At 45.8% G+C, this 26,145-nt stretch carries 22 protein-coding genes; 2 read left to right on the plus strand and 20 right to left on the minus strand.

Annotated elements, in window-relative coordinates; translation table 11 throughout:
• Positions 1-26: 26 nt before the first annotated feature.
• From DMI82_RS16475 to DMI82_RS16500, 6 genes are all read right to left on the minus strand, one after another.
• Positions 27-974 (minus strand): L-lactate dehydrogenase, encoded by a 948-nt coding sequence (locus DMI82_RS16475; protein ID WP_015526226.1) that lies wholly within the window; start codon positions 972-974, stop codon positions 27-29.
• A gap of 346 nt (positions 975-1,320) precedes the next feature.
• Complete coding sequence (locus DMI82_RS16480) at positions 1,321-2,925, minus strand: FMN-binding protein (RefSeq protein WP_110104002.1); 1,605 nt, start codon at positions 2,923-2,925, stop codon at positions 1,321-1,323.
• A gap of 143 nt (positions 2,926-3,068) precedes the next feature.
• Positions 3,069-5,345, minus strand: coding sequence for a penicillin-binding Tp47 domain C-containing protein (locus DMI82_RS16485; protein ID WP_110104003.1), 2,277 nt, complete (start codon positions 5,343-5,345; stop codon positions 3,069-3,071).
• Positions 5,346-5,471: 126 nt separating this feature from the next.
• Positions 5,472-6,536 (minus strand): FAD:protein FMN transferase, encoded by a 1,065-nt coding sequence (locus tag DMI82_RS16490; RefSeq protein WP_110104004.1) that lies wholly within the window; start codon positions 6,534-6,536, stop codon positions 5,472-5,474.
• A 3-nt stretch (positions 6,537-6,539) separates the two neighbouring features.
• Complete coding sequence (locus DMI82_RS16495) at positions 6,540-7,313, minus strand: 4Fe-4S binding protein (RefSeq protein ID WP_110104005.1); 774 nt, start codon at positions 7,311-7,313, stop codon at positions 6,540-6,542.
• Complete coding sequence (locus DMI82_RS16500) at positions 7,310-7,912, minus strand: FMN-binding protein (RefSeq protein WP_110104022.1); 603 nt, start codon at positions 7,910-7,912, stop codon at positions 7,310-7,312. Before DMI82_RS16500 ends, DMI82_RS16495 begins: the two co-directional genes overlap by 4 nt.
• A 416-nt stretch (positions 7,913-8,328) precedes the next feature.
• On the opposite strand from DMI82_RS16500, the gene DMI82_RS16505 reads away from it, so the two are divergent.
• Entirely contained in the window at positions 8,329-8,697 is a 369-nt protein-coding gene (locus tag DMI82_RS16505; RefSeq protein ID WP_059086694.1) for a NusG domain II-containing protein, read from the plus strand.
• A gap of 115 nt (positions 8,698-8,812) precedes the next feature.
• The gene (locus DMI82_RS16510) at positions 8,813-9,301 is read left to right on the plus strand and encodes a Gx transporter family protein (protein WP_015526232.1); all 489 of its coding nucleotides are present in this window, start codon (positions 8,813-8,815) and stop codon (positions 9,299-9,301) included.
• Between the two features lie 1,067 nt (positions 9,302-10,368).
• On the opposite strand, the gene DMI82_RS16515 is transcribed toward DMI82_RS16510, so the two are convergent.
• From DMI82_RS16515 to dapA, 14 genes are all read right to left on the minus strand, one after another.
• Positions 10,369-11,157 (minus strand): DUF975 family protein, encoded by a 789-nt coding sequence (locus DMI82_RS16515; protein WP_110104006.1) that lies wholly within the window; start codon positions 11,155-11,157, stop codon positions 10,369-10,371.
• Between the two features lie 100 nt (positions 11,158-11,257).
• Positions 11,258-12,466 (minus strand): aspartate kinase, encoded by a 1,209-nt coding sequence (locus DMI82_RS16520; RefSeq protein WP_021652698.1) that lies wholly within the window; start codon positions 12,464-12,466, stop codon positions 11,258-11,260.
• A 21-nt stretch (positions 12,467-12,487) separates the two neighbouring features.
• On the minus strand, positions 12,488-13,699 hold the full coding sequence (locus DMI82_RS16525; RefSeq protein ID WP_021652697.1) for a homoserine dehydrogenase: 1,212 nt from the start codon (positions 13,697-13,699) through the stop codon (positions 12,488-12,490).
• Between the two features lie 4 nt (positions 13,700-13,703).
• The gene (locus DMI82_RS16530; RefSeq protein WP_059086691.1) at positions 13,704-14,156 is read right to left on the minus strand and encodes an ACT domain-containing protein; all 453 of its coding nucleotides are present in this window, start codon (positions 14,154-14,156) and stop codon (positions 13,704-13,706) included.
• Between the two features lie 171 nt (positions 14,157-14,327).
• Positions 14,328-15,447 (minus strand): peptide chain release factor 2 gene (gene prfB / locus DMI82_RS16535; protein WP_110104007.1). Its coding sequence is split into 2 segments (ribosomal slippage): positions 14,328-15,371 and positions 15,373-15,447, totalling 1,119 coding nucleotides; the frame shifts between segments, so codons are not numbered across the junction.
• 73 nt (positions 15,448-15,520) lie between these two features.
• Positions 15,521-16,354, minus strand: a complete 834-nt coding sequence (locus DMI82_RS16540; protein ID WP_110104008.1) for a carbon-nitrogen hydrolase family protein — start codon at positions 16,352-16,354, stop codon at positions 15,521-15,523.
• A 254-nt stretch (positions 16,355-16,608) separates the two neighbouring features.
• Positions 16,609-19,188 (minus strand): preprotein translocase subunit SecA, encoded by a 2,580-nt coding sequence (secA, locus tag DMI82_RS16545; protein ID WP_110104009.1) that lies wholly within the window; start codon positions 19,186-19,188, stop codon positions 16,609-16,611.
• Positions 19,189-19,420: 232 nt separating this feature from the next.
• Positions 19,421-21,067: a fibronectin type III domain-containing protein gene (locus tag DMI82_RS16550; protein WP_110104010.1), complete on the minus strand. Its 1,647-nt coding sequence runs from the start codon at positions 21,065-21,067 to the stop codon at positions 19,421-19,423.
• Between the two features lie 70 nt (positions 21,068-21,137).
• Positions 21,138-22,031 (minus strand): hypothetical protein, encoded by an 894-nt coding sequence (locus DMI82_RS16555; RefSeq protein WP_110104011.1) that lies wholly within the window; start codon positions 22,029-22,031, stop codon positions 21,138-21,140.
• Positions 22,032-22,173: 142 nt separating this feature from the next.
• Entirely contained in the window at positions 22,174-22,701 is a 528-nt protein-coding gene (gene hpf / locus DMI82_RS16560) for a ribosome hibernation-promoting factor, HPF/YfiA family (protein WP_015526242.1), read from the minus strand.
• Between the two features lie 247 nt (positions 22,702-22,948).
• The gene (gene hisA / locus DMI82_RS16565) at positions 22,949-23,719 is read right to left on the minus strand and encodes a phosphoribosylformimino-5-aminoimidazole carboxamide ribotide isomerase (protein ID WP_015526243.1); all 771 of its coding nucleotides are present in this window, start codon (positions 23,717-23,719) and stop codon (positions 22,949-22,951) included.
• 80 nt (positions 23,720-23,799) lie between these two features.
• Positions 23,800-24,258: a hypothetical protein gene (locus DMI82_RS16570; RefSeq protein WP_110104012.1), complete on the minus strand. Its 459-nt coding sequence runs from the start codon at positions 24,256-24,258 to the stop codon at positions 23,800-23,802.
• A 179-nt stretch (positions 24,259-24,437) separates the two neighbouring features.
• Entirely contained in the window at positions 24,438-25,193 is a 756-nt protein-coding gene (gene dapB, locus DMI82_RS16575) for a 4-hydroxy-tetrahydrodipicolinate reductase (protein ID WP_015526245.1), read from the minus strand.
• 35 nt (positions 25,194-25,228) lie between these two features.
• Complete coding sequence (gene dapA, locus DMI82_RS16580; protein ID WP_110104013.1) at positions 25,229-26,125, minus strand: 4-hydroxy-tetrahydrodipicolinate synthase; 897 nt, start codon at positions 26,123-26,125, stop codon at positions 25,229-25,231.
• Positions 26,126-26,145: the final 20 nt, after the last annotated feature.

Here is a 26,145-nt window from a genome sequence, read left to right on the forward strand (position 1 = left end):
CCTCTTTACACAGCTTCTGACATTTATCAAAGATCAATCTGTGCGATCACGTCCTTCAGAGCATTGGCGCTTGCATGAAGCTTCTCTGTCTCCTCCTCGGTCAGCGGAACACGAACGATACGTTTTACACCTTCCGGTCCGATAGAAGCCATGGTACTAAGACATACGTCTTCAACACCGTACTCTCCGTGAAGCATGGTTGATACACTGACTATTGTATCAGATGCTGCAAGAAGAAGCGAGCAAAGTCTGCAAACAGATACGGCTACCGCATAAAATGTAGCACCCTTCTTGGCGATCACAGTTGATCCTGAAGTATGAACATACTCCAGAACCTCTTCTCTGTCAAGTGGCTGCAGATCTTTCTGATCCTCATGAACGATCTTGTCAAACTCATCAAGGGTCGCACCTGCAACAAAGGCTCTGGACCACGGTACAAAGGAAGTATCTCCATGCTCTCCGAATACATAGGCGTGGATGTTTTTCTCAGATACACCGTAGTGCTGAGAAAGTCTGCAGCGGAGACGGGCCGTATCCAGGGCGGTTCCGGAACCAAGGATCTGATTTTCCGGCAGTCCGGAAAGCTTTGCAAATGCATAAGTCATAATATCACATGGATTACTTACGATAATATAAAGCGCTTTGGGAGCCACCTTTACGATCTCCGGAGTAATACTCTTCATAATGTTGACGTTGGTCTGTGTCAGCTCGATGCGAGTCTGTCCCGGTTTTCTGGCAATACCGGAAGTGATGATCACAATGTCAGAATCTACAGCATCCGGGTAATCTCCTGCCACGATGGAGATCGGCTCACGGAAACTGGTTCCCTGCTCAATATCCATAACCTCACCTTCAGCCTTATCTTTGTTAATATCGATCAGAACAATCTCTGATGCAATACTCCTCTGTGATAAGGTATAAGCGATAGTTGCTCCTACACTTCCTGCTCCGATGATCGTAATTTTACTGCTCATATTTGTTCTCCTTTCAGCGTTGTTTGTCATTTTAATAACAACTTTAATTACACACATTCAAACATAACATAAAACATTGCCCTGTGCAATAAAAATTTTATTGTATTTCTCAGGTTAATTCCCGCTAATTTGCATTTCAAATTATTTAAACCGATTGTATTTTCTGATATTTTCCCTATTATTCTGTATACATTCCTGTTATTTTTTTATCGATTTATAGAAGCAATTTCAGAAACCTAGCAAAAAACCTCTGAACTTCAAAAAAATCAAGAAGTCCAGAGGTTTCTTTCACCTCTTATTATTGGCTTAGATTCAGATGTTTATAGCTGCTCCAACGTTCACCCGGTTAATTCTTTGCCTGGGCAAGGGCCTTTTGTGCAGCGTCCAGGATCCCTTCGGAGGAATATGTGGCTCCGCTGACAGTATCGATTCCATCCGCCGACTGGTTTGCCATGATCTGAGAATAGATCGTGCTCCATGCAGGATCAAAAAATTCCGGTGTATCCTGATTTGTCTGCTCAATGGATACGATCTGGCCTCCTGAGATCGTAATTGTCAGATATGTTTTTCCTCCATATCCAAAAGCCGAGCCTGTATACGTTCCATCTCTGTACATTCCCACCGGTTCCGGTGCTTCCGTTGGCTCCGGTGTTGCATCCGGCTCATCTGTCCCTGGTGTTGGAGTTACATTGGGTTTTTCAGGAACCGGCGTCACATCCGGGTCGTCCGGCTCCGGCGTCGGGGTTGCTGCCGGCGTCTCTGTTGGCTTCGGTGTGGCCGTTGGTTTCGGCGTTGCCGTAGGTTTCGGTGTGGCTGTTGGCTTTGGTGTCGGTTTCTTTGTCGGAGTTGGTGTCGGTTTCTTTCCATACTCCGGATTGATCGCTTCTTTAAGAGCTTTTTTTACAGCGTTGAGAATTCCGTTGGAGGAATAGGTTGCTCCGCTGACTGCATCAATATCATCTACAGAATCCGTACCAATGATCTGTTCCTCCAGCACGCTCCATGCTTTTTCAAAAAACTGCTCCGTGTCCGTATTTTCCTGTTTCAGGGCTTCGATCACTCCATCCTTGATGGTCACAATTACTTTCACGTCTCCATTGAAGCCCTTTGCCGAAGCTGTATATTTACCGTCCAGATATTTTTGGGGACTGTCCGGATCTTCCGGTTTCTTTGTAGGAGATGGTTTTTTTGTAGGTGACGGAGCTGATGTCGGAGTTGGTAAAGCAGTTGCTGCAGGTGTAGGGGTGACCTGCTGGCTGTTTCCATCTGCCGCTGCCTGGGAGAGGGCATTCTGAACTGCCTGGATGATTCCGTTGGAGGAATAGGTTGCTCCACTGACTGCATCTACATTCGGTGTATTTCCGGCGATCATCCTGCTGATCACACCCTGAGCTGACGCAAAATACGACGCGGTTTCTCCAGATGCCTCCAGAATATCTATGGCTGCAATCTTTCCGCCGCTGATTGTTACTCTCACGCGAATCGTCCCGCCAAATCCGGTTCCGCTTCCTTCATACGTACCGTCCTTATATCCATCTGCCGGAACGCTTGCTACCGGTGTCTGCGTGGTTCCCTGTCCTGCGGCGCTGGCATTGCTTTTTGCAGATTCGGAAACCGTTCTTGTACCTGAGCTTTTTTTCGCTGCTGTTTTTTTTGCACTTTTTTTCGATGAGCTTTTCTTTTTTGTTGTACTGTTTTTCTCAGCTGTGGCAGTTGTGCTGTCAGAAACAGTATTTTCTTTTTCATACCCGAGATATTTTTCCAGCTCTGAAGCAGACATTACGGTCGTCTCTGCTTGCCCGACTGCTTCTGTCTCTCCATCAGAGCCCTTCGCCTTTATGCCTGAAAACACAAGCGCCGCAATCACAGCAGCTGCAGGAACCAGCTTGGTCCAGGGTATCTTCGGAGTATTTTTTTCCTCCTGCTTTTTATCTTTCAGATCTTTTTCCATGCTTCCTTACTCTCTCCTCTTTTCTTGCGGCCTCTGTCAGACATTGCTCTTCAGAAATCAGCAGACCTCTGCCGCAGACATTGCTCTATGTCTGCGGCAGAGGCTTCTGGATATCTGTGATCACATTCGGTTCAACAGTGAAATTATTTAACTGTTACCACAAATTTCTTTGTAATTCCGTTGCATTTCACTGTGATCGTTGCTTTACCTTTTTTGATTCCCTTTACAACACCCTTGCTGTTTACAGCTGCAACTTTTTTATTGCTGCTTGTATATGTAACCTTGCCTGCAGGTGCTGCTTTGGATCTGATGGTTGTTGTTTTACCTTTTTTGATCGTTGCAGAAGATTTTACAAGACTGAATGCAGGATTCTTGACAACTACTTTGCAGGTTGTCTTCAGGGCTCCTGCCTTTGCTGTAATCGTAACGGTTCCTGCTTTGATTCCTTTTACAACACCTGTTTTACTGTTTACGGTTGCAACCTTTGTGTTGCTGCTTGTGTATTTTACAGTTGCAGATGGTGTTGCAGTTGCTTTTACAGTTGCTGTTTTTCCTTTGTAGATCGTTACGGAAGCCTTTGCGAATTTAATTGTAGAAGCTTTTACTGTTACCTTGCAGGTTGCTGTGGCATTTCCGACCTTTGCTGTGATAACTGCTGTTCCGGCTTTTACGCCTTTAACGACACCCTTGCTGCTTACCGTTGCAACCTTTGTGTTGCCGGACTTAAATGTTACTGCTGCATCGCTGTCATTTGTTGTTGCCTTAAGAGTCGTTGTTTTTCCTGTATATACAGCTGCTGCTGTCTTATCAAGTGTAACTGTTACCTTCTGAAGCTCTTTCTCTGCTCCCTGAAGATGTTCAAGTGCTTCATTTACCTCAGCCTGACTTGCATCTGTTTTTGCAAGAATGTCTTCTGCTTCCTGAAGCTCACCGGCAAAGGACTTCCAGGTTGCAATTGTGTAATCTGCCTCTGCCAGAGCCTTTGCAGCTTCCACTTCTGTTTTAAGACTTGTAAAATCAGTTGGCTCCATTGTAGGATTTACGATATTCTCTGCAGTTGCCTGGAAGCTGTAGGTATAGTCATTATATCCGAGAGCATACACTGTCAGTTTCCAGTATCCTGTTCCGTCTGTTCCTCCCGGAAGCTTGCAGCGTGCAGATTTTGTAAGTCCAAGCTGGATTCCCATTGCTTTATGCATCCAGTTATCTGCGGCAAACTTGGTTCCATAAGAAGCGAGGCATTTTGTATATGTGGAATCATCTCCATAATAATCCCAGCGTACAGCCTGCATATTTGCACCAAGATCGCCATAATTTCCATTGAGATCCACACGGAGGAATTCGCCGTAGCTTCCGCTTGCTGCTTTTACACTCGGCTTGATCTCTGTTGCTGTTTTTAACGCCTGATCCTTGATACCGGAAGCTGTTCCGTCTGATTTTCTTGCTGTAAATGTAAAGCCGTCACCATTTTTCTCCACATATTTCAGACCATTTGTCTGTGCATTTACGTCTGCCACAAGGCCTTTATAATACTGGAGATTGTTTTCACTGTATCCTCCGGAGAGCACAGCTCCATCCTGTACAACATTATACTTTTTGCAGAAATCTGCAAAATCTGCGGTCTTAACTGCTACCGGGACATATTTCAAACCATATATCTCATAATGATCCATCGTATAGGTTTTTCCATCTTCTGTTGTTATACTGCCTCTGTTCCATTTTACCTTGGAACCATCTGTAAGATAAAGTGTGCTTCCTTTATCCTCCCAGTAGGATACGTCGAATCTGGTTCCGTCTTCAGCAATGATCGTAGCTTCTGTCTGATAGCTTCCTCTGTGGAGTCCATGATTTGCAGTCGCTCTTGTTACTGTATCAAAAGCTCCTGTATCAAACTCACTATGTGAATCCTTCTCTTCTGAAGAGCTTGTATCTCCAGCTGCATATACGCCTTCTGCTGCCCAGTACTCACCCCAGGTAAGTCCTGCATATACGTACTGATACTCGCCTGTCAGCTGGTCAGAATCGGAAAATGCTTCCGCCACTTCATCGCCTTCTGTGAAATCCTCTTCCCCTGTAGAGAACGGGTCTGCTTCCTCTGCTGTCTCATCCAGAGTCTCGACAGCTTCTGTATCTTCCTGCTGGATATCCTCTGTCTCGTCTGCAGCAGCTTCTGGCACTGCTGCATCCTCTGCTGCTTCTTCTGTTATGTCTGCAGCATCCTCTATAGCTTCTTCTGCTACAGCTTCAGTATCCTCTGCCGTTTCCTCTGTGCTAAAATCCTCCGTATCTCCTGCCTCTGCCTCGGAAACCACGGCTGCATCAAGATCAGATGCCATTACAGCGGTCGGAAAGGTTGTTGCTGCCACTGCAAGACTTAAAATGCATGGAGCTGTTTTTTTCAATAGATTCCACTTCTGCATTGCTTATTCCTCCTAAAAATATGATATATTTATAGAACCCTTTCCAGGTTTACTATCGCAAGTACTGCGGATATGAGCATTCCCCTCTGCCAAACAGTCATAAACCGGATCGCCGGGAGATCAGCTTCACTCTGCAATATCCTCCACACTATAGGAATCCGCAAGCAGGCTGAACCGCTCTTTCATCCCCTCAGTGAGATATACATGATGGTCTTCATCCACAAAAAGTCCGTCTGCACCGTAAGCTTTCAACAGCTGTGTCCCTTTTTCCACCCCCAGCACAAAACATGCTGTGGAAAGCGCATCTGCCTCCAGACCTGAGTCACAGACTACCGTTACCCCGGTCACTCCGCTTTCTGCCGGATAGCCGGTAGACGGGTCCATAATGTGGTGATACCTTACACCATTTTCGATAAAATATTTCTCATAATCTCCGGATGTGGAAAGAAATTCTGTACCATTTAAGGCAACCACACCAAGATAGTCATCCTCATTTTCAGCTCTGGGATCTGTCACCGCCACATTCCAGGAAGAACCATCCGGCTTGCTTCCGTAGGTCATGACACTGCTTCCTCCCAGATTCATAAGTGCTGCTGTTACATCCTTCTTTGTTTCCAGTTCTTTAAGGATCAGGTCACAGCCAATACCCTTTCCCGCTGCTCCAAGATCCAGAGAACAGCCCTCCTCCATATGGACCGTATTTCCGTCAAGAAAAATCTTCTGATATCCGGAATCCTTCAGAACATTCTTAATTTCTGCTTCTTCCGGAATTTTCTGGTTTTCCCCTCCAATATCCCACAGGCGGATCAGCTTCCCAATGGTTGGGTCAAAGGCTCCGTCAGAATCCTCTGCGATCTTCAGAAGACGTTTCAGGTATCCGGAAAGCTCGTCGGAAATCTCCGTATCTTTTCCGCTGTCTGCATTCACCTTATAGATCTGGGACTTCTCATTGGTCCAGGAAAGAAGGTTCGTCTCCACATCTGTCAGCACAGCTGTCAGCTTACTGTTTATATCGTCACCTGTGGTATAGAGTGTTTCTGATACCACAGTATCCATTGCAAAATCTGTATCGGTATATGTCTGTACATCCTTTTCCGAAGCAGCCATGCACAGCACAGGAAACAACACCGCAATCCCTGTAAATGTAACTGCTGCCAGAAAAGTTTTCTTTTTCAGAGCCTGATATCTCATAGATCATTTTTCCTCAATTGTTCCAATGTGAATATTTTTTCTCGGGCATGCTGCGGCACATGCGTGGCAGCAAAGACATTCGCCGGATCTGCCTGTGTCGCCGTCGATATCCAGATGCGCCGGACATCTTTTTTTACAGAGACCACATTTCGGCGGACATTTCTCACGGTTTCTCCGAAACAGTGCACCCGGAAGGATTGGCATTAATGCAAAAACCGCTCCCATGGGACAGAGAAACTGGCAGAAAAACCTTTCCTGTGTACACATTCCCACAATGATCAGCACCAGGAGCATAATTCCCACCAGATATTTGCTGTTCGGGAGCCGTCCTGCCGTGAGCATGGAAAAAACATCCCACGGGCTGGTTCCCGTAAGCTTTCCGTATACACCTGTAAGGCAGGAAAGCAGGAGCAGTGCCAGTACGATATATTTGACTTTCTGAAGCCCGTGAACCATTTTTTCGGAAAGAGCCGGTTTCTTTTTTTTGTGAAAGCATTTCATCCGGATCCAGGAAAAGCCTTCATATACGGCATCTCCGAAAGATCCGAATGCACACGCATATCCGCAGAAATGTCTTCCGAAAAAGCAGGTAAAGATCAGAAGCACTGCCGTTACAGTCAGAAAGGAATTCCACTCCACCGGCTGACCGGCCGCAATGGCAAGAAAGATCGATTTGATACCTGCAAAGGCTGTAGAAAACAGAGACGGGGCGGCAATAAAAAATGCCAGCTGTATTCCCGCACGCATCAGCCTTACCTCCCGCTGTCTTTTTTTCATGAGTTTTCCGCCTTTCCAAGTGCCGCATCCACTGCGTTCAGGATTCCTGTGGAGCTGAACGTTGCTCCGGATACGGTATCCACATCTGTACTCTGAGCACTCAGGATGGAATCGATCACACTCTCTGCCTGTGAAAGATATGCACTGTCCTCACCTGGGGCGCTGACTACGTTGATGGATGTGATCTCATCACCGGTAAGTGTCACCTCCACCTGAATGGTCCCGCCGTATCCCTCGGCTTCTCCTGTGTAGGTTCCATCTTTATATACATTATCGGAATCTGCGGTTGCTGTGTCCTCTGCGTCTGCATCGGATACATTGCCGTCTGAAGTGTCTGTTGTTTTGTCATCGCCTGCTGTATCTGCATCACTGCTGCCTGATCCTACAGATGCTGCCTGATTCTGCATACGATTTACATAACTCGTCTCCAGCGCACTGAGAAGTTCATTCTGCTGCTCCTGAAGTGTATCTACCTTATCTGTCAGAGCCGCGATCTCTTTTTCATTTGCCTGGGCTTTCATACTGCTGTTATAAAAAAGTATAGCCAGGATCACCAGCAGTAAGGAGATCACTCTCATATAAAAATTCTGATTTTTCATCTCTTTTCTCCCTTGTATTTTTAACAATTCTGTAAATTGCTGCATCAGGCTCAGCTGTACGAACATATATTGCTGCGTCAGATGCTCTCGATCTATTCCTTCAATCTGCGTATAACTGTCTTTTGGATAAATTATATAGTTTTTATCCATATACATAAATTAGTTTCGATTAATCTTTTTTGTAAAATTAGATGATGCTAACTTACAGCTAGGTATTATATCACCTGTTTTTTTTCTTGTCTACACTTTTGTTAGTAGTTTATAACTTTTTCCAATATGAATTTTTTCGCCACTCCTCCCTTTCCGTTGGGAACAGCTGTATGAATTATGGTTAGATATCATTAACTTATGTTTGCCTTTTAATTTCGATTATGATATGATTTTTTCTGAATCTGTAACAGAAATGGAGATTTGTTTTGAAGAAAAAAGAATTGATTTTTATTGCCGGGATCCTGATTCTGGCGGGGGTTCTCTGGCTTGGTTTTCAGATTGCAGGGAAACGTTCCCATAATACGATCCGTATTACCGTTGACGGAAAAGAATTCGGAACCTATTCGCTTTCCCAGGACCAGATCATCCACATCGGAGACACCAATGTCTGCGAGATCAAAGATGGAAAAGTTACAATGATCGAAGCAACCTGCCCGGATCATTACTGTATGAAACAGAAGGCTGTGGACGAGCACGGCGGTTCCATCATCTGCCTTCCTAATAAGGTTGTGATAGAAGGGGAAAATACTGCAGAGGATTCGGAGAGTTCGCCTAAAATTGATGCGGTGACATAAAATTTCCGGAGAATATGCGCAATGCGTGTTCTCCGTAGATTTTTCTCTGACAGATGATATTCTGTCTGTGCTATTCCTGCAACGATATTCCTGTAACAAATGAAAGGATTTATTTATGAAACGAAAAACAGCTTATCTCGGATTATTTGCCGCAGTAGCGATCATTTTTGGATATGTGGAGTCTCTGGTCCCTGTATTTACAGGGATTCCGGGTATCAAGCTCGGGCTTGCAAACCTGGCGGTGCTTTTTATACTGGACCGATATTCCTTTAAAGAAGCGGCTCTCGTGTCCGTTGTCAGGATCCTGGTGATCGGATTTATGTTTGGAAATCTGTTCAGTATTTTGTATAGTCTGGCTGGCGCTGCGCTTAGCCTGACTGTGATGGAGCTTTTGAAAAAACATTCCGGCTTCAGTCTGATCGGTATCAGTGTGGCCGGTGGTGTCACACATAATATCGGGCAGCTGATCGTTGCCATGATCGTGGTGAGCAATACGAGTTTGATGGTTTATGCACCGGCACTGCTGGTAGCAGGTGTCCTGGCGGGGATTCTCATAGGTGGGTTGACAAAGGAGGTTGTGGGACGACTTCCTTTGAATCTATAATTATGTGGTTTGCTTTTTGGATTATGGTTTTCACTTTTTGAAGTGAGGGGAAATTGTGTGGTTTGATTTTTTAGATTATAGTTTTCACTTTTTGAAGTGAGATAAATTGGGTAGTTTGATTTTTTGGGATTGTAGTTTTCACTTTTTGAAGTGAGAGGAAATTGGATGGTTTGATTTTTTTGGATTATAGTTTTCACTTTTTGAAGTGAGATAAATTGGATAGTTTGATTTTTTGGGATTGTAGTTTTCACCTTTTGAAGTGAGAGGAAATTGGATGGTTTGATTTTTTTGGATTATAGTTTTCACTTTTTGAAAGTGAGAGGAAATTGGATGGTTTGATTTTTTTGGATTATAGTTTTCACTTTTTGAAAGTGGGTAATTTGCGAGAAGGGGAAGCACTCATAGTTGCGAAGGCCGTCTCCCCTTCTCGCGCTCTTCCCCTCCTGGCCACGCCACTGTGATGCGTTGTGGAATGTGTAAGTGTATCGGCTCAGTCCTGTATTCTGCTGTATCGGCAGTGACAGACTGAGCCGATTATTGATTCGGCCATGTATTCTGCTGCACTGGCAGTAGCAGGCTGAGCCGATTATTGCTTCGGCACTGTTTATTGCTTCGGCGCTGATTATTACTTCTACACTATTTGTTGCTTCTGGCTGAATGGGAAAGTGGACTGCGTAGCGGGCTTGTTCTCTGGATTGTGGTGTATCGCTGTTATTCAGGAACAGGCTTCGCCAATATATTTACGTCAGCATAAATCGGCTCAACCTTCCACAGCCAACGTAGTAGAATCCATCGCCCCTCCAATATCTTCACATATTCCTACAACCTACAATAGCTGCGTGCCCGGAAAGGGGGAGCTCGAGGGGGAAAAGCGGGCTTCGCAACTTTGAGTGCTTTCCCCCTCATACCTGCCCATGCCAAAATGGTCCCCCTGAAAGGGAAAGTACCTGTGTTTCAAGCATCCCCCCGGAAAGGGCATCACCTGCGTTTCAAGCATCCCCCCGGAAAGGGCATCACCTGCGTTTCATGCATCCTCCCGGAAAGGGAAAACATCCTCCGGAAGGCGATCAGGCTTCGGTTTCATCGTGGAACTGCGGGATCGGAGTTACCGGAGGATAAGTATCCACCGGAGGTTCATCAAACTCTCCGGAAATATTCCGATAGAAAACCGCCATACAGGTTTCTATATAAGGCACCAGCCAGATCAGTGCCAGATACAATGTAAATATGGAAAAAATGATCCACGGAACAAAACTTAAGAGCATTTTCATATATTCCCAGTAATGTCCCTTCATAAGCTTTGCACTGGCTTTCAGTGCCTGCACTCCTTTTATGTCCGAATTATCGGACAGGATGTAATAGCTCATGGTGAACGGCATAGCTGCCAGCAGGTTCAGCGCGAACCCGAGAAGTGTGAGCAGCATGTAAGTTACTGCCCAGTTCATCTGCTCCTCCGTTGTATTTCCCATATTGCTTGTAAAAGAAAACCACGCCAGTGGAAGTGATGTCACCAGATTGATCAATGCCAGCACAAAGGATGCCACGATCACATGATCCGGCTGATGGCTGAAAAAGTACAGAAGGTCTCCGAAAGAGTAGGTTTCCCTTCTGGAAATATTCAGATAGATCCGGTAAAGTCCTGCGGAAAAAATACAGATCACCAGAGAAAGGACAAAGCTGAATACCTCTCCTCCAATGATCGCATACAGGGAATCTCCCGGAAAAAGTGCTGTGGAAATATAGCTTGAAACTGCGCTCATCGCCGCAACCGCAATACTTCCGATCACAGGGACCGTAAAATTACCGGCCAGAGTTTCCCCTGCCAGCTTCTTACAGCCCTTCAGATTTTTTCTCATAATTCTGTATCCCTTCGTTATAGAAGGCGGAGACTCATCCAAGCCTCCGCCCCGTCATTTTTTACTTCAGATATATCATATTCTCATATTTCACATCTGTTTAGTCTGCAAGATTAAACGCATCATGTACCGCATTCATGGCACGTACACCATCTTTCTCGTTAATGAGCACCGTCACACGGATCTCAGATGTTGCGATCATATTGATGTTCACACCCTCATTGTAAAGGCTCTCGAACATTTTTGCAGCAACACCCGGATTGCTCATCATACCTGCTCCTACAATAGAAAGCTTGGCAATGTTTTTCTCCGCATGAAGCTCAGAATAAGCGATGCGTGCCTGGTTAGCTTCCAGAACACCCATTGCATCGTCCAGATCATTTTTATCAACAGTAAAGGAAATGTCCTTGGTTCCGGCACGGCCGATAGACTGAAGGATCATATCCACATTGATATTTTTCTTAGCCAGGGTATCAAAAAGCTTAAATGCCACTCCTGGTGAATCTTTAAGTCCAATCACAGCAATACGTACTGCATCTGTATCCAGAGCAACACCGCTGATCAGCATTCTCTCCACTGTTACTTCCTCCTTTACCACAGTTCCTTCGCTGTTGTTGAGACTGGAACGTACCACCAGCGGCACGCCGTATTTCTTTGCCATCTCCACAGAACGGTTATGAAGCACTCCCGCACCCAGAGTTGCCAGATCCAGCATCTCATCGTAAGTGATCTCCTTGAGCTTGCGGGCATTCGGAACCTTACGCGGGTCAGCGGTATAAACACCGTCCACATCGGTATAGATCTCACAGGCATCTGCATGAAGCGCTGCCGCAAGAGCTACGGCTGTGGTATCAGAACCGCCACGTCCAAGTGTGGTATAGTCATTATATTTATCAATGCCCTGGAAGCCTGTGACCACAACGATCCTGCGGTTATCCAGCTCTCTGCGGATACGTGCCGCATCGATCTTTTTCAGGCGTGCGCTGCTATGTGCACTTGTTGTGTGCATAGCTACCTGAAAGGCGTTCAGAGAAACAGCCGGTACTCCCAGACTGTCCATAGCCATGGACATCAGTGCCACTGACATCTGCTCTCCGATGGTAAAAAGCATATCCATCTCACGTTTCGGAGGTTTGTCATTGATATCCTTTGCCATGGTGATCAGCTCATCGGTATACTTACCCATTGCAGAAAGCACGACCACCACGTCGTTTCCTTTTTTGTAATCTTCGATACATCTTCTGGCAACATTAAAGATACGCTCTTTGTTTGCCACAGAAGTACCGCCAAATTTTTTTACAATCAACATGTTCTTTTCTTCCCTTCGGCATCAATCCTTTACACGGATCATTGCCAGTACTTTTCCGGTGAGCTTGCTGATCTTCTCATAATATTCAGCCTGCTTCATCACCGGTGTGATAAATCCGAATTCGTCCGGAAGGTCATCCGGCTCGATGGTCTGTACATCACCAAAAGCTTTTTCCACTTCATCCATAGTAGTATCAGACACACGTACGAAGAAACGTCCCTCAACTTCATCCATATCCATAAGCTTCAGGGCATAGCTGCTCCAGTTTGTCATGATATTTCTGTGGAGATGCTTTGCTTCATCCACAACATCTGCAACTACTGCACTTGCAGTCGGAAGCTTACCTGCTCCGCTTCCGTAGAACATGGCATCTCCAAGAACATTTCCGTGCACAAATACTGCATTAAACACATCATTTACACTGTAAAGCGGGCTACTCTGGCCTACCAGGAACGGCGCTACCATTGCATAGAAAGAATCTCCGATCCTGCGGCTTGTGGCAAGAAGCTTGATAGTCATGCCAAGCTCTTTTGCATATTCCATATCTGCCGGTGTGATCTTTGTGATTCCTTCTGTATAAATATCCTCGTAATTCAGGAATTTTCCGTATGCAAGTGAAGAAAGGATGGCGATCTTACGGCATGCGTCAGCACCTCCTACGTCTGCAGTCGGATCTGCCTCTGCATAGCCCTTTGCCTGAGCTTCCTTCAGAACCGTATCAAAATCACAGTTCTCTGTGCTCATCTTGTAAAGCATGTAGTTGGTGGTTCCGTTAAGGATTCCTGTGATCTCATCGATCTCATCTGCTGTCAGTGAAGAATTCAGTGCGCGAATGATCGGGATACCGCCGCCGCAGCTTGCCTCAAAAAGGAAATTGATATTTTTTTCTTTTGCGATCTCCATGAGCTCGGAACCATGCTTGGCTACCAGAGCCTTATTGGATGTGCTTACGCTCTTTCCTGCCTGAAGCGCTCTTTTTACAAAGGTATAAGCCGGCTCGATCCCGCCCATAACCTCAACAACAATATCTACCTCCGGATCGTTTACGATCACTTCATAATCATGAACCAGAACTTTCTCAACCGGATCTCCCGGAAAATCTCTTAAATCAAGAACGTACTTGATGTTAATCTCATCTCCAGCTCTCTTGTTAATGCTCTCATGATTGGTGTTGATGACTTCAACAACTCCGCTTCCTACTGTACCGTAGCCTAATACTGCTATGTTTATCATATGCTTACTCCCTGCCTAAAATTTTCAAATAGTGTATACCGTCTCTCTGCTCAATATCCTCCACCATAGCCTCTGCGTCGCCTTCTCCCGGAAGGATGTCAACGCTCAGCGTCAGTGTTGCGACTCCGTTAATGGGAATACTCTGATGTATGGTCAGGATATTACCGTGAAAACGGGCAATCGTCTGCAGCACCATTGATAAAAGCCCCGGCTCATCGTCCATCTGAATGATAAAGGTGATGGTCTTTCCCTTGGTCTCCTCGTGGAAAGGAAAAATATCGTCCTTATATTTGTAAAAAGAACTTCGGCTAATCCCGGTCCTTTCAGCAGCTTCCTGAACAGTAGCCACCCGTTTGGATTCCAGCAATCTCTTGGCCTCAACCACCTTGAGAAGTACCTCCGGCACTGCCCGTTCTCTTACTACATAGTATTTTTTCTTTTCAACCTGTTTCTGCATAGCAACCTCTCTGACTGCTGTTCACATTGCGGCCAGCAGCCTCTTGTCCGTTTCATAAAGACAACTGTTTTTGTACAAGAGATATATTATCATAATAAAAGAAACTCCACAAGCGCTTTTTTGCCTGCGGAGTCCTTTTCTCTGTCTTTATGGGGTTCCGTGACAGTAATGTTATTCTTTCTTTTTCGCCAGCGCGATCCATTTCAGATATGCATTGATAAAAATGTCAATACCACCGTCCAGAACTGCGTCAACATTACCGGTTTCTTCATTGGTTCTATGGTCTTTTACCATGGTGTATGGCTGCAGGACATAGGAACGGATCTGGTTTCCCCAGCCGATATCTGTCACTTCGCCTCGAATGCCGGAAAGCTTCTCCTCGGCTTCCTGCTGTTTCAGCAGATACAGTTTAGCCTTCAGCATCTGCATAGCCTTGTCCTTGTTCATGTGCTGAGAACGTTCATTCTGGCACTGTACCACGATTCCTGTTGGAAAATGGGTGATACGGATCGCAGAGGATGTCTTGTTGATATGCTGTCCACCGGCACCACTGCTTCGGTAGGTATCGATACGGATATCGTCATCATTGATCTCAACATCCAGATCCTTCTTGATATCCGGCATAACATCGCAGGATACAAAAGAGGTCTGTCTCTTTCCTGCTGCATTAAACGGAGAAATACGTACAAGACGATGAACACCCTTCTCGGATTTCAGATAACCGTAGGCGTTCTCTCCGTTCACCTGGAAGGTTACGGATTTCACACCGGCCTCATCACCGTCAAGGTAATCCAGGACCTCCAGCGCAAAGCCTTTCTTCTCCGCCCATCTGCTGTACATACGATAAAGCATTCCGCACCAGTCGCAGGCCTCTGTTCCGCCGGCTCCTGCGTTCAGCTTGATGATGGCGTTCTCTCCGTCGTACTCTCCGGAAAGGAGTGTCTTCACACGGATGCTGTCAAAGCTTGCCTGGAACTCGTCCAGCATTTCCTGGATCTCAGGGACGATCTCAGGATCATTCTCCTCATATCCCATCTCGATCATGGTTTCCATATCTTCCATCTGTGTTTCCAGATTATGGTATGTCTCAATATCGTCCTTGAGACTCTTTAACTGTTTCATCTTCATCTGGGATGCTTCCGCATTATCCCAGAAATCAGGCGCCTCCATCTCGCGCTCTAATTCTTCGACCTTCTGCTCTTTGTTAGCGAGGTCAAAGTGAATCCCTCACTTCCACTAATGGCTCTGTGTATGTTGCAAGAATACTCTTGAACTGATCTAACTCAACCACAGCTTCACCTTCTTTCTATATATTGATACAGGATTTCCTGCCTGTCTTATACAATACCATATGGGCATGGAAATTACAACGAAAACGTGGTCAGGGCGTAAATATCCCCTCTTCTGTGCTTCAGAAGCGGCAGCTGCTCACGGACTTTTTTTACCTCGTCCAGATCCAGTTCCACTATCTCCACGTCCGGCTTTTCTTCCATTTCCATGAGGACTTTTCCCCAGGGGTCTGCGGCAATGGAGTGACCCCAGGAATGATACCCGGCGTTCAGGTCTCTGGCGGGGGCAGCTCCGATGGTGTATACCTGGTTATCCACGGCTCTCTGGCGGAACATCAGCTCCCAGTGAAGGGGCCCTGTTGTCATGTTAAAAGCAGCCGGCACGATGATTACCTGGGCGCCTTCGTCCACCATCAGCCTGGCAAGCTCCGGAAAACGGAAGTCGTAGCAGATGCAAAGGCCCATCTTACCAAATTCTGTATCAAAAACCGTCACCTGGTCTCCCGGTGTCAGGGTATCGGACTCTTTAAAATACTGACCGCCTTTTACATCAATGTCAAAAAGATGCATCTTCCGGTGCTTACCGATCTGATGACCATTTCTGTCAAAGACATAGGAAGTGTTATAAATATTGCCGGCTTCATCTCTCTCCGGCATACTTCCTGCTACGAGATAAATTCCGTGTTCTGCCGCCAGTCGGGAACATTTTTCCCAGGTATCTCCGCCCTCAATTTCGGCATATTCCGGAAAGTATTTATTTTCGTAGGGGCAGCAGAACATTTCGGGCAGGGCTGCCAGATCGATCCCCTGAAGCTCCGGGCTGGCAAGAAGTTCTGCTGCCTGGGTGATATTGCGAAATTTATCAGTATATACATGTGTCTGAAGAATTGCAGTTTTTATAATTGCCATATTATCATACCCCTTCTCTTACAGCGAAAATTAAGTATCTGTTATATTGACGCGGATGACTTTCTCATATGCAGAGCGGGGGAATGAAGCGTAGCGGTGGCTACGGCGATTGACAACAACGCAGCATATGAAAAATCAGACAAGTCTATATGACGGTTATTTAATATTCGCTGTACTCTGTTCCTGTGTAACAGAAATTCCAGAAAAAATAGCCCCACCGCATCATCCGGGTGAGACTATTTTTATCTTCCTTCTCAGATCCTGGCAGCCTTACGTCCGCAGCACTGTTTGTATTTCTTGCCGCTTCCGCATGGGCATGGATCATTCGGGTATACTTTATCTTCTTTTCGCTGAACCGGTTTCTTCGGGCCTGCGCTGTCATCTTTGTTTGTGCCGGTTACCTTAGCAACCTGCTCACGCTCGATCTTCTGCTCCACATGAACATGATACAGTATACGTACAGTGTCTTCCTGAATGGAGCTGATCATGCTGTTAAACATCTCGAATGCGTTCATCTTGTACTCAACAACCGGATCTCTCTGGCCGTATGCCATCAGACCGATACCCTGACGGAGCATTTCCATATCATCGATGTGATCCATCCATTTGCTGTCGATGCATTTCAGAAGAACAACTCGCTCAAGCTCACGAAGCTGCTCCGGTTCCGGGAACTCAGCCTCCTTCGCTTCATAAAGCTTCACAGCCTCTTCCTTCACAATGTGCTTGATCTCATCTTTCTTATGGCCTTTTACCTTCTCTGCGGTCAGCGGATGGATCGGGATGATCGGAGTGATCGCAGTGTTGAACTCATTAAGATCCCACTCAGAAGAATCCATGTCATCGGAAAAGCACATGTCTGTCATGCTGTCTACGATATCTGTGATCATCTTGTAGATGGCATCACGCATATTCTCACCGTCAAGTACCTGGCGGCGCTCCTCATAGATGATCTCTCTCTGCTCATTGTTAACCTGGTCATAGTCGAGAAGATTTTTACGGATACCGAAGTTGTTGAACTCGATCTTCTCCTGGGCTTTCTCGATAGCATTGGAAAGCATCTTGTGCTCGATCTGCTCATTCTCCTCAACACCAAGGGATGTGAACACCTTCATCAGTCTCTCGGAACCGAACAGACGCATCAGGTCATCCTCAAGGGAAATGTAGAAACGGGATTCACCCGGATCTCCCTGTCGTCCGGAACGTCCACGGAGCTGGTTATCGATACGTCTTGACTCATGACGCTCGGTACCGATGATCTTCAGACCGCCGGCCTCTCTTGCCACATCGTCAAGCTTGATATCGGTACCACGGCCTGCCATGTTGGTCGCGATGGTAACGGCATCTGCCTGTCCTGCCTGAGCTACAATCTCAGCCTCAAGCTCATGGAACTTGGCATTCAATACATTGTGGGGGATTCCCTCTCTCTTCAGCATTCTGCTGAGAAGCTCGGAAGTCTCGATGGTGATCGTACCAACCAGTACCGGCTGATGTTTTGCGTGAGCTTCCTTAACTGCCTCTACAACGGCGTTGAATTTCTCTTTCTTTGTCATGTAAACAGCATCGTCAAGGTCTTTACGCTGTACTACACGGTTGGTCGGGATCTCTACAACGTCCATGCCGTAGATATCACGGAACTCTTTTTCCTCGGTGAGGGCTGTACCTGTCATACCGCCTTTTTTGTCATATTTGTTGAAAAAGTTCTGGAAGGTAATGGTTGCGAGAGTCTTACTCTCTCTCTTAACCTTCACATGCTCTTTCGCCTCGATCGCCTGATGAAGACCATCGGAGTAACGACGGCCCGGCATGATACGTCCGGTAAACTCATCAACGATCAGGATCTCGTCATCTTTTACAACATAATCCTGATCCTTGTGCATCAGATTATGTGCACGAAGTGCAAGGATGATGTTGTGCTGGATCTCCAGGTTTTCCGGATCTGCCAGGTTCTCGATATTAAAGAATTTCTCAACCTTCTTGATACCCTGCTCGGTAAGGTTAACGATCTTATCTTTCTCATTTACAACGAAGTCACCGGTCTCGATAACCTCCTCACCCATGATGGCTGCCATCTTGGTCATCTCATGGCTGGCCTCACCACGCTCCAGCTGCTGTGCAAGGATATCGCACACCTCATAAAGCTTGGTGGACTTGCCGCTCTGTCCGGAAATGATCAGAGGTGTACGTGCCTCATCGATCAGGACAGAGTCGATCTCATCGATGATACAGTAGTGAAGATCTCTCTGAACAAGCTGTTCTTTATAGATGACCATGTTGTCACGAAGATAATCAAATCCAAGTTCGTTGTTTGTTACGTATGTGATGTCACATCCGTATGCCGCACGGCGCTCTTCCGGCTTCATGTCGTTAAGTACCACGCCTACAGTCAGGCCAAGGAACTCGTGAACCTTACCCATCCACTCAGCATCTCGTTTTGCCAGGTAGTCGTTGACGGTTACGATGTGGACACCTTTTCCCTCAAGGGCATTCAGATATGCAGGAAGTGTGGAAACAAGAGTTTTACCTTCACCTGTTTTCATCTCGGCGATACGGCCCTGGTGAAGGATGATACCACCGATGATCTGTACACGGTAATGCTCCATTCCAAGTACACGCTTGGCTGCCTCACGTACGGTGGCAAATGCCTCCGGAAGAAGATCATCCAGTGTTGCACCTTCTGCAAGACGTTTCTTATATTCTCTTGTTTTGTCTCGTAACTGCTCATCCGTAAGCTGCTGCATCTGAGACTGATAGCTCTCGGTTTTTTCAACCAGCGGCATGATACGTTTTACCTCACGCTGGCTGCGGGTTCCAAATACTTTTGAAAAAACATTCATGTTTCTGCTCCAATCATTTTATTCGAATAAGACTGCTGTCTCTGATCTGTCCAATTTTGGATCATTCCAGTTCTCTGTTGATATCCGTTATACTGGATCACATATGGTATATATTCTACCACTTTCCTGTTATAAAAACAATGAACAATTATTTAACAAATCATGTCAGGAACAACAGAAAATATCCCGCATAGGATCCTGTTTTCAAGGATCCCGCGGGATATTACAAATCTTATTTCCTTACTTTTGCATTTTTTACACTGCTCCAGGTACTGTAATATGTCTTTCCGCTCACTTTTTTGTATGCACGGATACGAACATAATAAGTGCTTCCCTTTTTCAAACCGGAAAGTGTTCGGGTCAGTGCACTGGCGGACACTGTCCTGGACCCTCTCATGGACCTTGATGCCGCATACTGGATCTGATAGCCGGAAGCACCAGCTGCTTTTTTCCAGCGGACAGTCAGCTTCCCGGAAGCCTTGCTGGACGGTTTGTACTGCACCGGAGCTGTCAGACGGACGATCCGGCTGCCGTTTTTGTTATAAGCACTTAAAGCAGAGCCCTTGTATGCGCGGACTGTATAGGTATACATGGTTCCTGATTTTACTGATCCGTCTGTATAGACCAGCGTATTGCTTCCGCTTACGGTAGCGATATTGACCCACTTGCTGCTGTTTCCGGTCCTTCGATAGATCTTATAGCCGGAAGCATTTGCAGCTTTTTTCCATTTGAAGATGATACCGGCAGGGCTGTTGGAAATACCGGATAGCCCGGGAGTGGTAAGCTTTACAATTGTCAAGGCCGCGGACCGGAACTGGTATTTGACGGATTCGATTATATCTGTTTCCTGCCATTGACCACCTGTGTAAGTATATTTTGCGAAAAAGACATACAGATTATAGGTTGCCGCTTTATTGATTCCCTTGGCAGAACCGATCTTCCATGCTGTATGCATCTGACTATATGTCGGATTAGCGGCTGTACTCCAGTAAACAGGCACCCACTTCACATCTCCAGGCCCGGGATTTGTATTCGTAGTTCCCGCACCGATCACAGTAAACTCATAAAATGTATTCGGAGTAAATTTCAGCGGAGATTCCAAACCTCTTAAAACACTATCTCTGGAATTATATACTTTCGGTGTATAGGCTGGTGTCGGCGTTACATCATATTTCGGGCGGGTCCCCCTGTAATTTAGTTTTAATTTTTTCAGGTTGCTGGTTCTTCCGTCTGAACCCAATACCTTAAGATACAGATCAAATTCTTTCTCTATATCCAGATTCTTAAGATATATCACAAAGCTTCGGTCTGTAGTAACCACCACATGAGAGTTTCCCATATCAAGCTTCGGAACATCAGATGTTCCGTCCTTTTTTCTCGCTGCAGCTTTGTAGTAACAGGCTCCGTTTGCATCAACTTGCAGTGTCACGTTTACAGAACTGCGGCTTACCCATTTTTCTCCGGTCCATTTTACGTTTATTTTGGGCACCGGTGTTGGTGGCACTGTCAGTTCAGGATCCGCTGTCGGTGGCACTGTCGGTTCCGGATCCGTTATCGGTGGCACTGTCGGTTCCGGACCCGCTGTCGGTGTCACTGTCAGCTCCGGAGCTGACGCTGACATAGCTTCTGTGTTTTCTTCTTCCATACTGTCTCCTGCTTCTTCAGGTATCAGTTCTGTCAATAATACTTCCGGATCATCCTCACTGGAGATTTCTTCTGAAACTCCTTCCTCAGCTCCGCCGAAAGTATCCTCGCTGTTCTCCGCATTTTCTGTGATTTCTGCATCACCGCTGCCAAACTCTGCAGCCATACCGGTTGCCGGAAGCACCGTCACACAAAGCGCGGCACTTAAAAAAAGTGCCAGAACTTTTTTCTTCATTTACCTTCCTCCTTTTCTCCGTGAGTTACATATTTGTTATGTCAAGGAGATATTCGCACTCCACACAGTATTATTTTTCGGAAAGTGGGGCTGACTGAAACTTGTACTGTACAGACTGTATCTTATCCGTAGACTGCCATTTGGAATCCTTGCAGGTATATTTGCGGAAGAAAACATACAGATTAAAAGTTCCCTCCTGGTCGATTCCTTCCTTGGAACCGATCTTCCAGGTGCTTCGGATCCGGTTGGAATTCGGATTCGCAGATGTGCTCCAGTAAACAGGCACCCACTTAATATCTCCGTTTTCCGGATCCTCATTATCGGTACCTGCACCGATAACCTTAAAATCATAAAATGTATCCGGATAGAATTCCAGAGGAGAATCCAGCCCCTCTACCGTACTGTCCTCTGCCTTTGGTTTGGATGCTTTATGTTTTTTCTCAGAATCTGTTTTTTTCGCCGGGCGGCTGTCCTGATCAAGCTCCATCCGCTTCAGATCACTTAATTTCCCATTCTCATCCTCAATCTGGATATACAGATCAACTGCCTGGTCTGTATCCAGGTCTGCAAGTGTGATCTCGAACTCTTCATCCTCACTGATCAAAACCTCATCATTCACGGTATTTCCGGTCTCGATCTGAGGCACCTGGGGATTTCCGTCTTCCCCCCGCTCTGCCCATTTATAATAGCAGACGCCGTTAACGGCTGACGTAAGCGTTATCTCTGCCTGGGAATAGCTGTCCCATTTAAATCCTGTCCATTGTATTTCTGACTTTTGGGAATCCTTTGTATTGTTTTCTCCGGAACTCAGTTCCAGGTCCTCCACAGTCTGTTCTTTTATGGTGTCACCACTGTTAAATTCCGCTGCCATACAGGTAGCCGGTATCATGGTCATACCAAGAGCTGCACTTAAGATCACCACAGGAAGCTTCTTTTTCCTTTCTCCTTTCGCATATGTCTTCATTATATAATTCTCCCCTATTGCTTGCAACAGAAAAGAAGCCTGATTTTGCTGTGACATAAAAGGCTCCGGAAACCTGCCGATTTCTCACACAGATTCCCGGAGCCTTCCATTCAATATTCAGTTGTGATAATAAAATTCCCTATCAGAACTCTGGTTCGATCAGTCCGTAAGTATTTCCTTTACGTTTATAAACTACGTTAACCTGCTCTGTCTCAGCATTAAAGAATACAAAGAAATTATGTCCGAGAAGCTCCATCTGTACGCATGCATCTTCCGGATACATTGGTTTGATCCCAAATTTCTTGGTACGGATGATCTTAACTTCCTCATCCTCTTCATAATCCTTATCAAGGTATGCCTTCTGGAAGTTTGTGGATTCCTGCTGCTTGTCAACGATCTTGTTCTTGTATTTACGAAGCTGACGCTCAATTACCTCTTCAACCAGATCGATGGATACATACATATCATTGCTTACCTGCTCGGAACGGATAATGTTACCTTTCACAGGGATCGTTACCTCGATCTTCTGGCGATCCTTCTCAACGCTTAAGGTTACTGAAATCTCAGTTTCAGGAGTGAAATACCTTTCAAGTTTACCAAGCTTGTCCTCAACAGCTGTTTTAAGTCCTTCGGTTACTGCTATATTCTTTCCACTAATAATAAATTTCATGACTTCCATCCCCTTTGCTGTTTTATGTTGCTATTATAACATATTAAATTGAATTTTAACATCACTTTTCAAAAATTTCATAAATTTTTTCCAAATTTATTCGATATATTCCTTCAAAATGTTTTTTTTGTCGTGAATGCGCAACTATTAGAGTATTTCATCTAATTAATTCATTACAAATGTATATCTGCACACCAGTGCCAGAAGATTGATGGGACAAAAGCATCTGCTTCACTATTTGTATATACTATTTCATTTTAGCCAGAGCTTCAAAGGGTATACTTCCGCCAAAAATATCCAAAGCACTGCCAACAGTCACATCCAGTCTGCCCTGACCTGCTTTTCGAAGTTCTTCAATATCTGCCATAGAACCCACACCGCCTGCGTAGGTCACCGGATGAGCTGTATACTGTCCCAGAAGCTTTGCAAGCTCTGTTTCCACACCTCGGGCCTTTCCTTCCACATCCACTGCATGGACCAGAAATTCGTCGCAGAAGCTTCCAAGCCTTTCCATCAGCTCCGGTGTCACGATCTCTTCTGTAAATTTCTGCCATCGGTCTGTGACAATATAATATTTGCCATCTTTTTTGCGGCAGCTCAGGTCAAGTACAAGATGTTCTTTCCCTGCAGCATCACGGATCTTCTCCAGATTTTCCCAGGAGATCACTCCGTTTTTAAACACATAGGAGGTTACGATCACGTGGCTGGCGCCAGCCTCCAGATATTCTGCCGCATTCTCCGGGCAGATGCCGCCTCCGATCTGAAGCCCTCCGGGATATTTTCCCAGAGCCTGAAGTGCCTGGGCTTTCGTTGCTTCATAGTTCGGGGAATCCTTTCCGTTCAGAAGGATCACATGACCGCCCTTTAATCCTGCCTTCTTATAAAGCTCTGCATAGAATGCCGCATCCTGCTCTGACACAAAATTTTCTGCCGCCTGATCCCCCTGATCCTTCAGGCTTCCTCCTACGATCTGTTTTACTTTTCCGTTATGTATATCAATGCATGGTCTGAATTTCATAATCCTGTCCTCCATTTTCTTTCCATGCACTGATAATAGCATCTGAAACAGTTTTATGCAATGCTGTGGTAAAATATCTGTTATCTTCCTTCTACCGCATTTCCCACTGCGTTTCCGATATCATCCACTGCATTACCTACACCGTCGCCAAGGTCCTTTACACTGTCACCCAGCTCACCGGATACAGTTCCGTCATTTTCGTTTCTGTCAGCATCCGCAGCTCCGGGTGCTGCTGTCCCGTTATTTCCATTTCCTGCAGGCGTCACGGTAATATTTCCATCGGACCTCTCATTGTTATCCGTGCCGGAATCCTTGATGCTCTCTCCATTGTCCTTCACACCGTCATTGTCTGCTTTTTCTTCCATAGTTTCATCTTCTGCGGCAGTATTTTCGTTTGTATCTTTTTCCTTATCCTTCGTGTTTTCATCTTTTTCATCCACTGTTTCATCCGCATTGTTTACCTCTGTGCCGCAGGCTGTAAATGTACACAGAGACAGGGTAAGCAAAGTACCAAAAAGAATCGCCTTCCATTTTTTCATATGATCTTCTCCTTTTTCTAAAAAATTCTGTATTCCTAATATGGCACTTTTTCCGCTATCCTATTCTGGGAAAAATTTCAAAAACCGCAATTTCATCAAAAAAAGACGGGGTCCGATCTTACACGAACCCCGTCTGTATTACCTGTAATTTTATTCTGTTGCGGCTCAATCTGTCAGAATCAGCCGATCACGTCACTCATATCATAACGTCCTGCCGGTTTGCCTGCAAGGAATTTGGCTGCTTCTACAGCACCTTTTCCAAAAATAGCCTTGGAATATGCAGTATGCTTGAACTCGATCACTTCGTCCTGACCTGCAAAAATTATCTCATGCTCACCTACGATAGTTCCGCCGCGAACTGCGGAGATACCGATCTCCTTATCATCGCGTTTTTCACGTTTCTGGCTGCGGTCATATACATAATGATACTGGTTATCCATAGCTTCATTAATGCTGTCTGCCAGCGCAAGTGCAGTACCACTTGGTGCGTCTAATTTCAGGCGGTGATGCTTCTCTACGATCTCCATATCAAAGCCTGCAGCTGCAAGAACCTTAGCTGCGTCCTGAACCAGCTTCAGAAGTGTGTTAATACCAAGAGACATGTTTGCGGATTTCAGCACTGCTACCTTTCGGGATGTTTCTTCCACTTTTGCAAGCTGCTCCTGGCTTAAGCCGGTACTGCACAGAACAACCGGGATCTGGCGTGCCGCGCTGTACTCAAGAAGCTTGTCTGTTGCCTTTGCGGAAGAAAAATCAATGATCGCATCTGCCTCTACCTGACATGCGTCAATATCGGTAAATACCGGATAGCTGTTTTTTCCCTGATCTGCAATATCAATACCTGCTACGATCTCAGCATCCGGATCTTTCTCCACAATGCCGCTGATGACCTGGCCCATATGTCCGTTGCAGCCGTGCATGATGATTTTTACCATAGTATATTCTCCTTTACCTTTCGCTTACAGTCAGATCATTTAGCAAGCTTAAGGCCGAATTTCTCGATCTCTTTTGCAAGAGCTGCCTTTGTGTCCTCTTCCATCTCGCAGAGCGGCATACGAAGCGGCCCTACGTTCATTCCCATAAGGTTCATAGCTGTCTTGACAGGAATCGGGTTTACTTCGCTGAACAGCGCATTGATCAGCGGAAGAGCTTTCAGCTGATCCTCTGTTGCTCCCTTGATGTCGCCGTCGAAATATTTCATGACCATGTCATGTGTAAACTTCGGTGCAACGTTGGAAAGTACGGAGATAACTCCAAGTCCGCCAAGAGAAAGAATCGGAAGTACCTGATCATCATTTCCGGAGTAAAGCTCAAGCTGTCCGTCTGCCAGAGACATCATCTTGGCGATCTGGGAAAGATCTCCTGTTGCTTCCTTGATTCCGACAATGTTCTTTACATTCTTTGCAAGGTAAGCTGCTGTAGCCGGCTGGATGTTGCAGCCTGTACGGCTCGGTACGTTGTACATGATGAGCGGAGTTTCCGGAACTGCATTGGCAATTGCTGTGTAGTGAGCGATAAGACCCTTCTGTGTAGCCTTGTTATAGTAAGGTGTTACAATAAGAAGAGCGTCTGCGCCATAGGAAGCTGCTTCCTTGGACATCATGATCGCTGTCTCTGTACAATTGGAACCTGTTCCTGCGATAACAGGCACACGTTTGTTAACTTTATCAATTGTGAACTTAATTGTCTGAAGATGCTCTCCGTGTGTCAGAGTAGAAGATTCTCCTGTTGTTCCACAGATAACGATGGCGTCTGTGCTGTTCGCGATCTGATCCTCAAGGATTTCCTCAAGTTTCTCAAAATTCACCTTACCGTCTTCATGCATAGGTGTTACGATTGCAACGCCTGTTCCTTTAAAAATTGCCATTTGTCTTCCTCCTTCTTTCT

The sequence above is a fragment of the Blautia sp. BCRC 81119 genome (genome assembly GCF_003184505.1).
Classification (GTDB): domain Bacteria; phylum Bacillota; class Clostridia; order Lachnospirales; family Lachnospiraceae; genus Blautia_A; species Blautia_A fusiformis.

What these genes read in the sequence shown, in the direction of transcription:
- DMI82_RS16475 (WP_015526226.1), bottom strand. Translation starts at nt 974, where the DNA reads ATGAGCAGTAAAATTACGATCATCGGAGCAGGAAGTGTAGGAGCAACT.
- DMI82_RS16480 (WP_110104002.1), bottom strand. Translation starts at nt 2,925, where the DNA reads ATGGAAAAAGATCTGAAAGATAAAAAGCAGGAGGAAAAAAATACTCCG.
- DMI82_RS16485 (WP_110104003.1), bottom strand. Translation starts at nt 5,345, where the DNA reads ATGCAGAAGTGGAATCTATTGAAAAAAACAGCTCCATGCATTTTAAGT.
- DMI82_RS16490 (WP_110104004.1), bottom strand. Translation starts at nt 6,536, where the DNA reads ATGAGATATCAGGCTCTGAAAAAGAAAACTTTTCTGGCAGCAGTTACA.
- DMI82_RS16495 (WP_110104005.1), bottom strand. Translation starts at nt 7,313, where the DNA reads ATGAAAAAAAGACAGCGGGAGGTAAGGCTGATGCGTGCGGGAATACAG.
- DMI82_RS16500 (WP_110104022.1), bottom strand. Translation starts at nt 7,912, where the DNA reads ATGAAAAATCAGAATTTTTATATGAGAGTGATCTCCTTACTGCTGGTG.
- DMI82_RS16510 (WP_015526232.1), top strand. Translation starts at nt 8,813, where the DNA reads ATGAAACGAAAAACAGCTTATCTCGGATTATTTGCCGCAGTAGCGATC.
- DMI82_RS16515 (WP_110104006.1), bottom strand. Translation starts at nt 11,157, where the DNA reads ATGAGAAAAAATCTGAAGGGCTGTAAGAAGCTGGCAGGGGAAACTCTG.
- DMI82_RS16520 (WP_021652698.1), bottom strand. Translation starts at nt 12,466, where the DNA reads ATGTTGATTGTAAAAAAATTTGGCGGTACTTCTGTGGCAAACAAAGAG.
- DMI82_RS16525 (WP_021652697.1), bottom strand. Translation starts at nt 13,699, where the DNA reads ATGATAAACATAGCAGTATTAGGCTACGGTACAGTAGGAAGCGGAGTT.
- DMI82_RS16530 (WP_059086691.1), bottom strand. Translation starts at nt 14,156, where the DNA reads ATGCAGAAACAGGTTGAAAAGAAAAAATACTATGTAGTAAGAGAACGG.
- DMI82_RS16540 (WP_110104008.1), bottom strand. Translation starts at nt 16,354, where the DNA reads ATGGCAATTATAAAAACTGCAATTCTTCAGACACATGTATATACTGAT.
- secA (WP_110104009.1), bottom strand. Translation starts at nt 19,188, where the DNA reads ATGAATGTTTTTTCAAAAGTATTTGGAACCCGCAGCCAGCGTGAGGTA.
- DMI82_RS16550 (WP_110104010.1), bottom strand. Translation starts at nt 21,067, where the DNA reads ATGAAGAAAAAAGTTCTGGCACTTTTTTTAAGTGCCGCGCTTTGTGTG.
- DMI82_RS16555 (WP_110104011.1), bottom strand. Translation starts at nt 22,031, where the DNA reads ATGAAGACATATGCGAAAGGAGAAAGGAAAAAGAAGCTTCCTGTGGTG.
- hpf (WP_015526242.1), bottom strand. Translation starts at nt 22,701, where the DNA reads ATGAAATTTATTATTAGTGGAAAGAATATAGCAGTAACCGAAGGACTT.
- hisA (WP_015526243.1), bottom strand. Translation starts at nt 23,719, where the DNA reads ATGAAATTCAGACCATGCATTGATATACATAACGGAAAAGTAAAACAG.
- DMI82_RS16570 (WP_110104012.1), bottom strand. Translation starts at nt 24,258, where the DNA reads ATGAAAAAATGGAAGGCGATTCTTTTTGGTACTTTGCTTACCCTGTCT.
- dapB (WP_015526245.1), bottom strand. Translation starts at nt 25,193, where the DNA reads ATGGTAAAAATCATCATGCACGGCTGCAACGGACATATGGGCCAGGTC.
- dapA (WP_110104013.1), bottom strand. Translation starts at nt 26,125, where the DNA reads ATGGCAATTTTTAAAGGAACAGGCGTTGCAATCGTAACACCTATGCAT.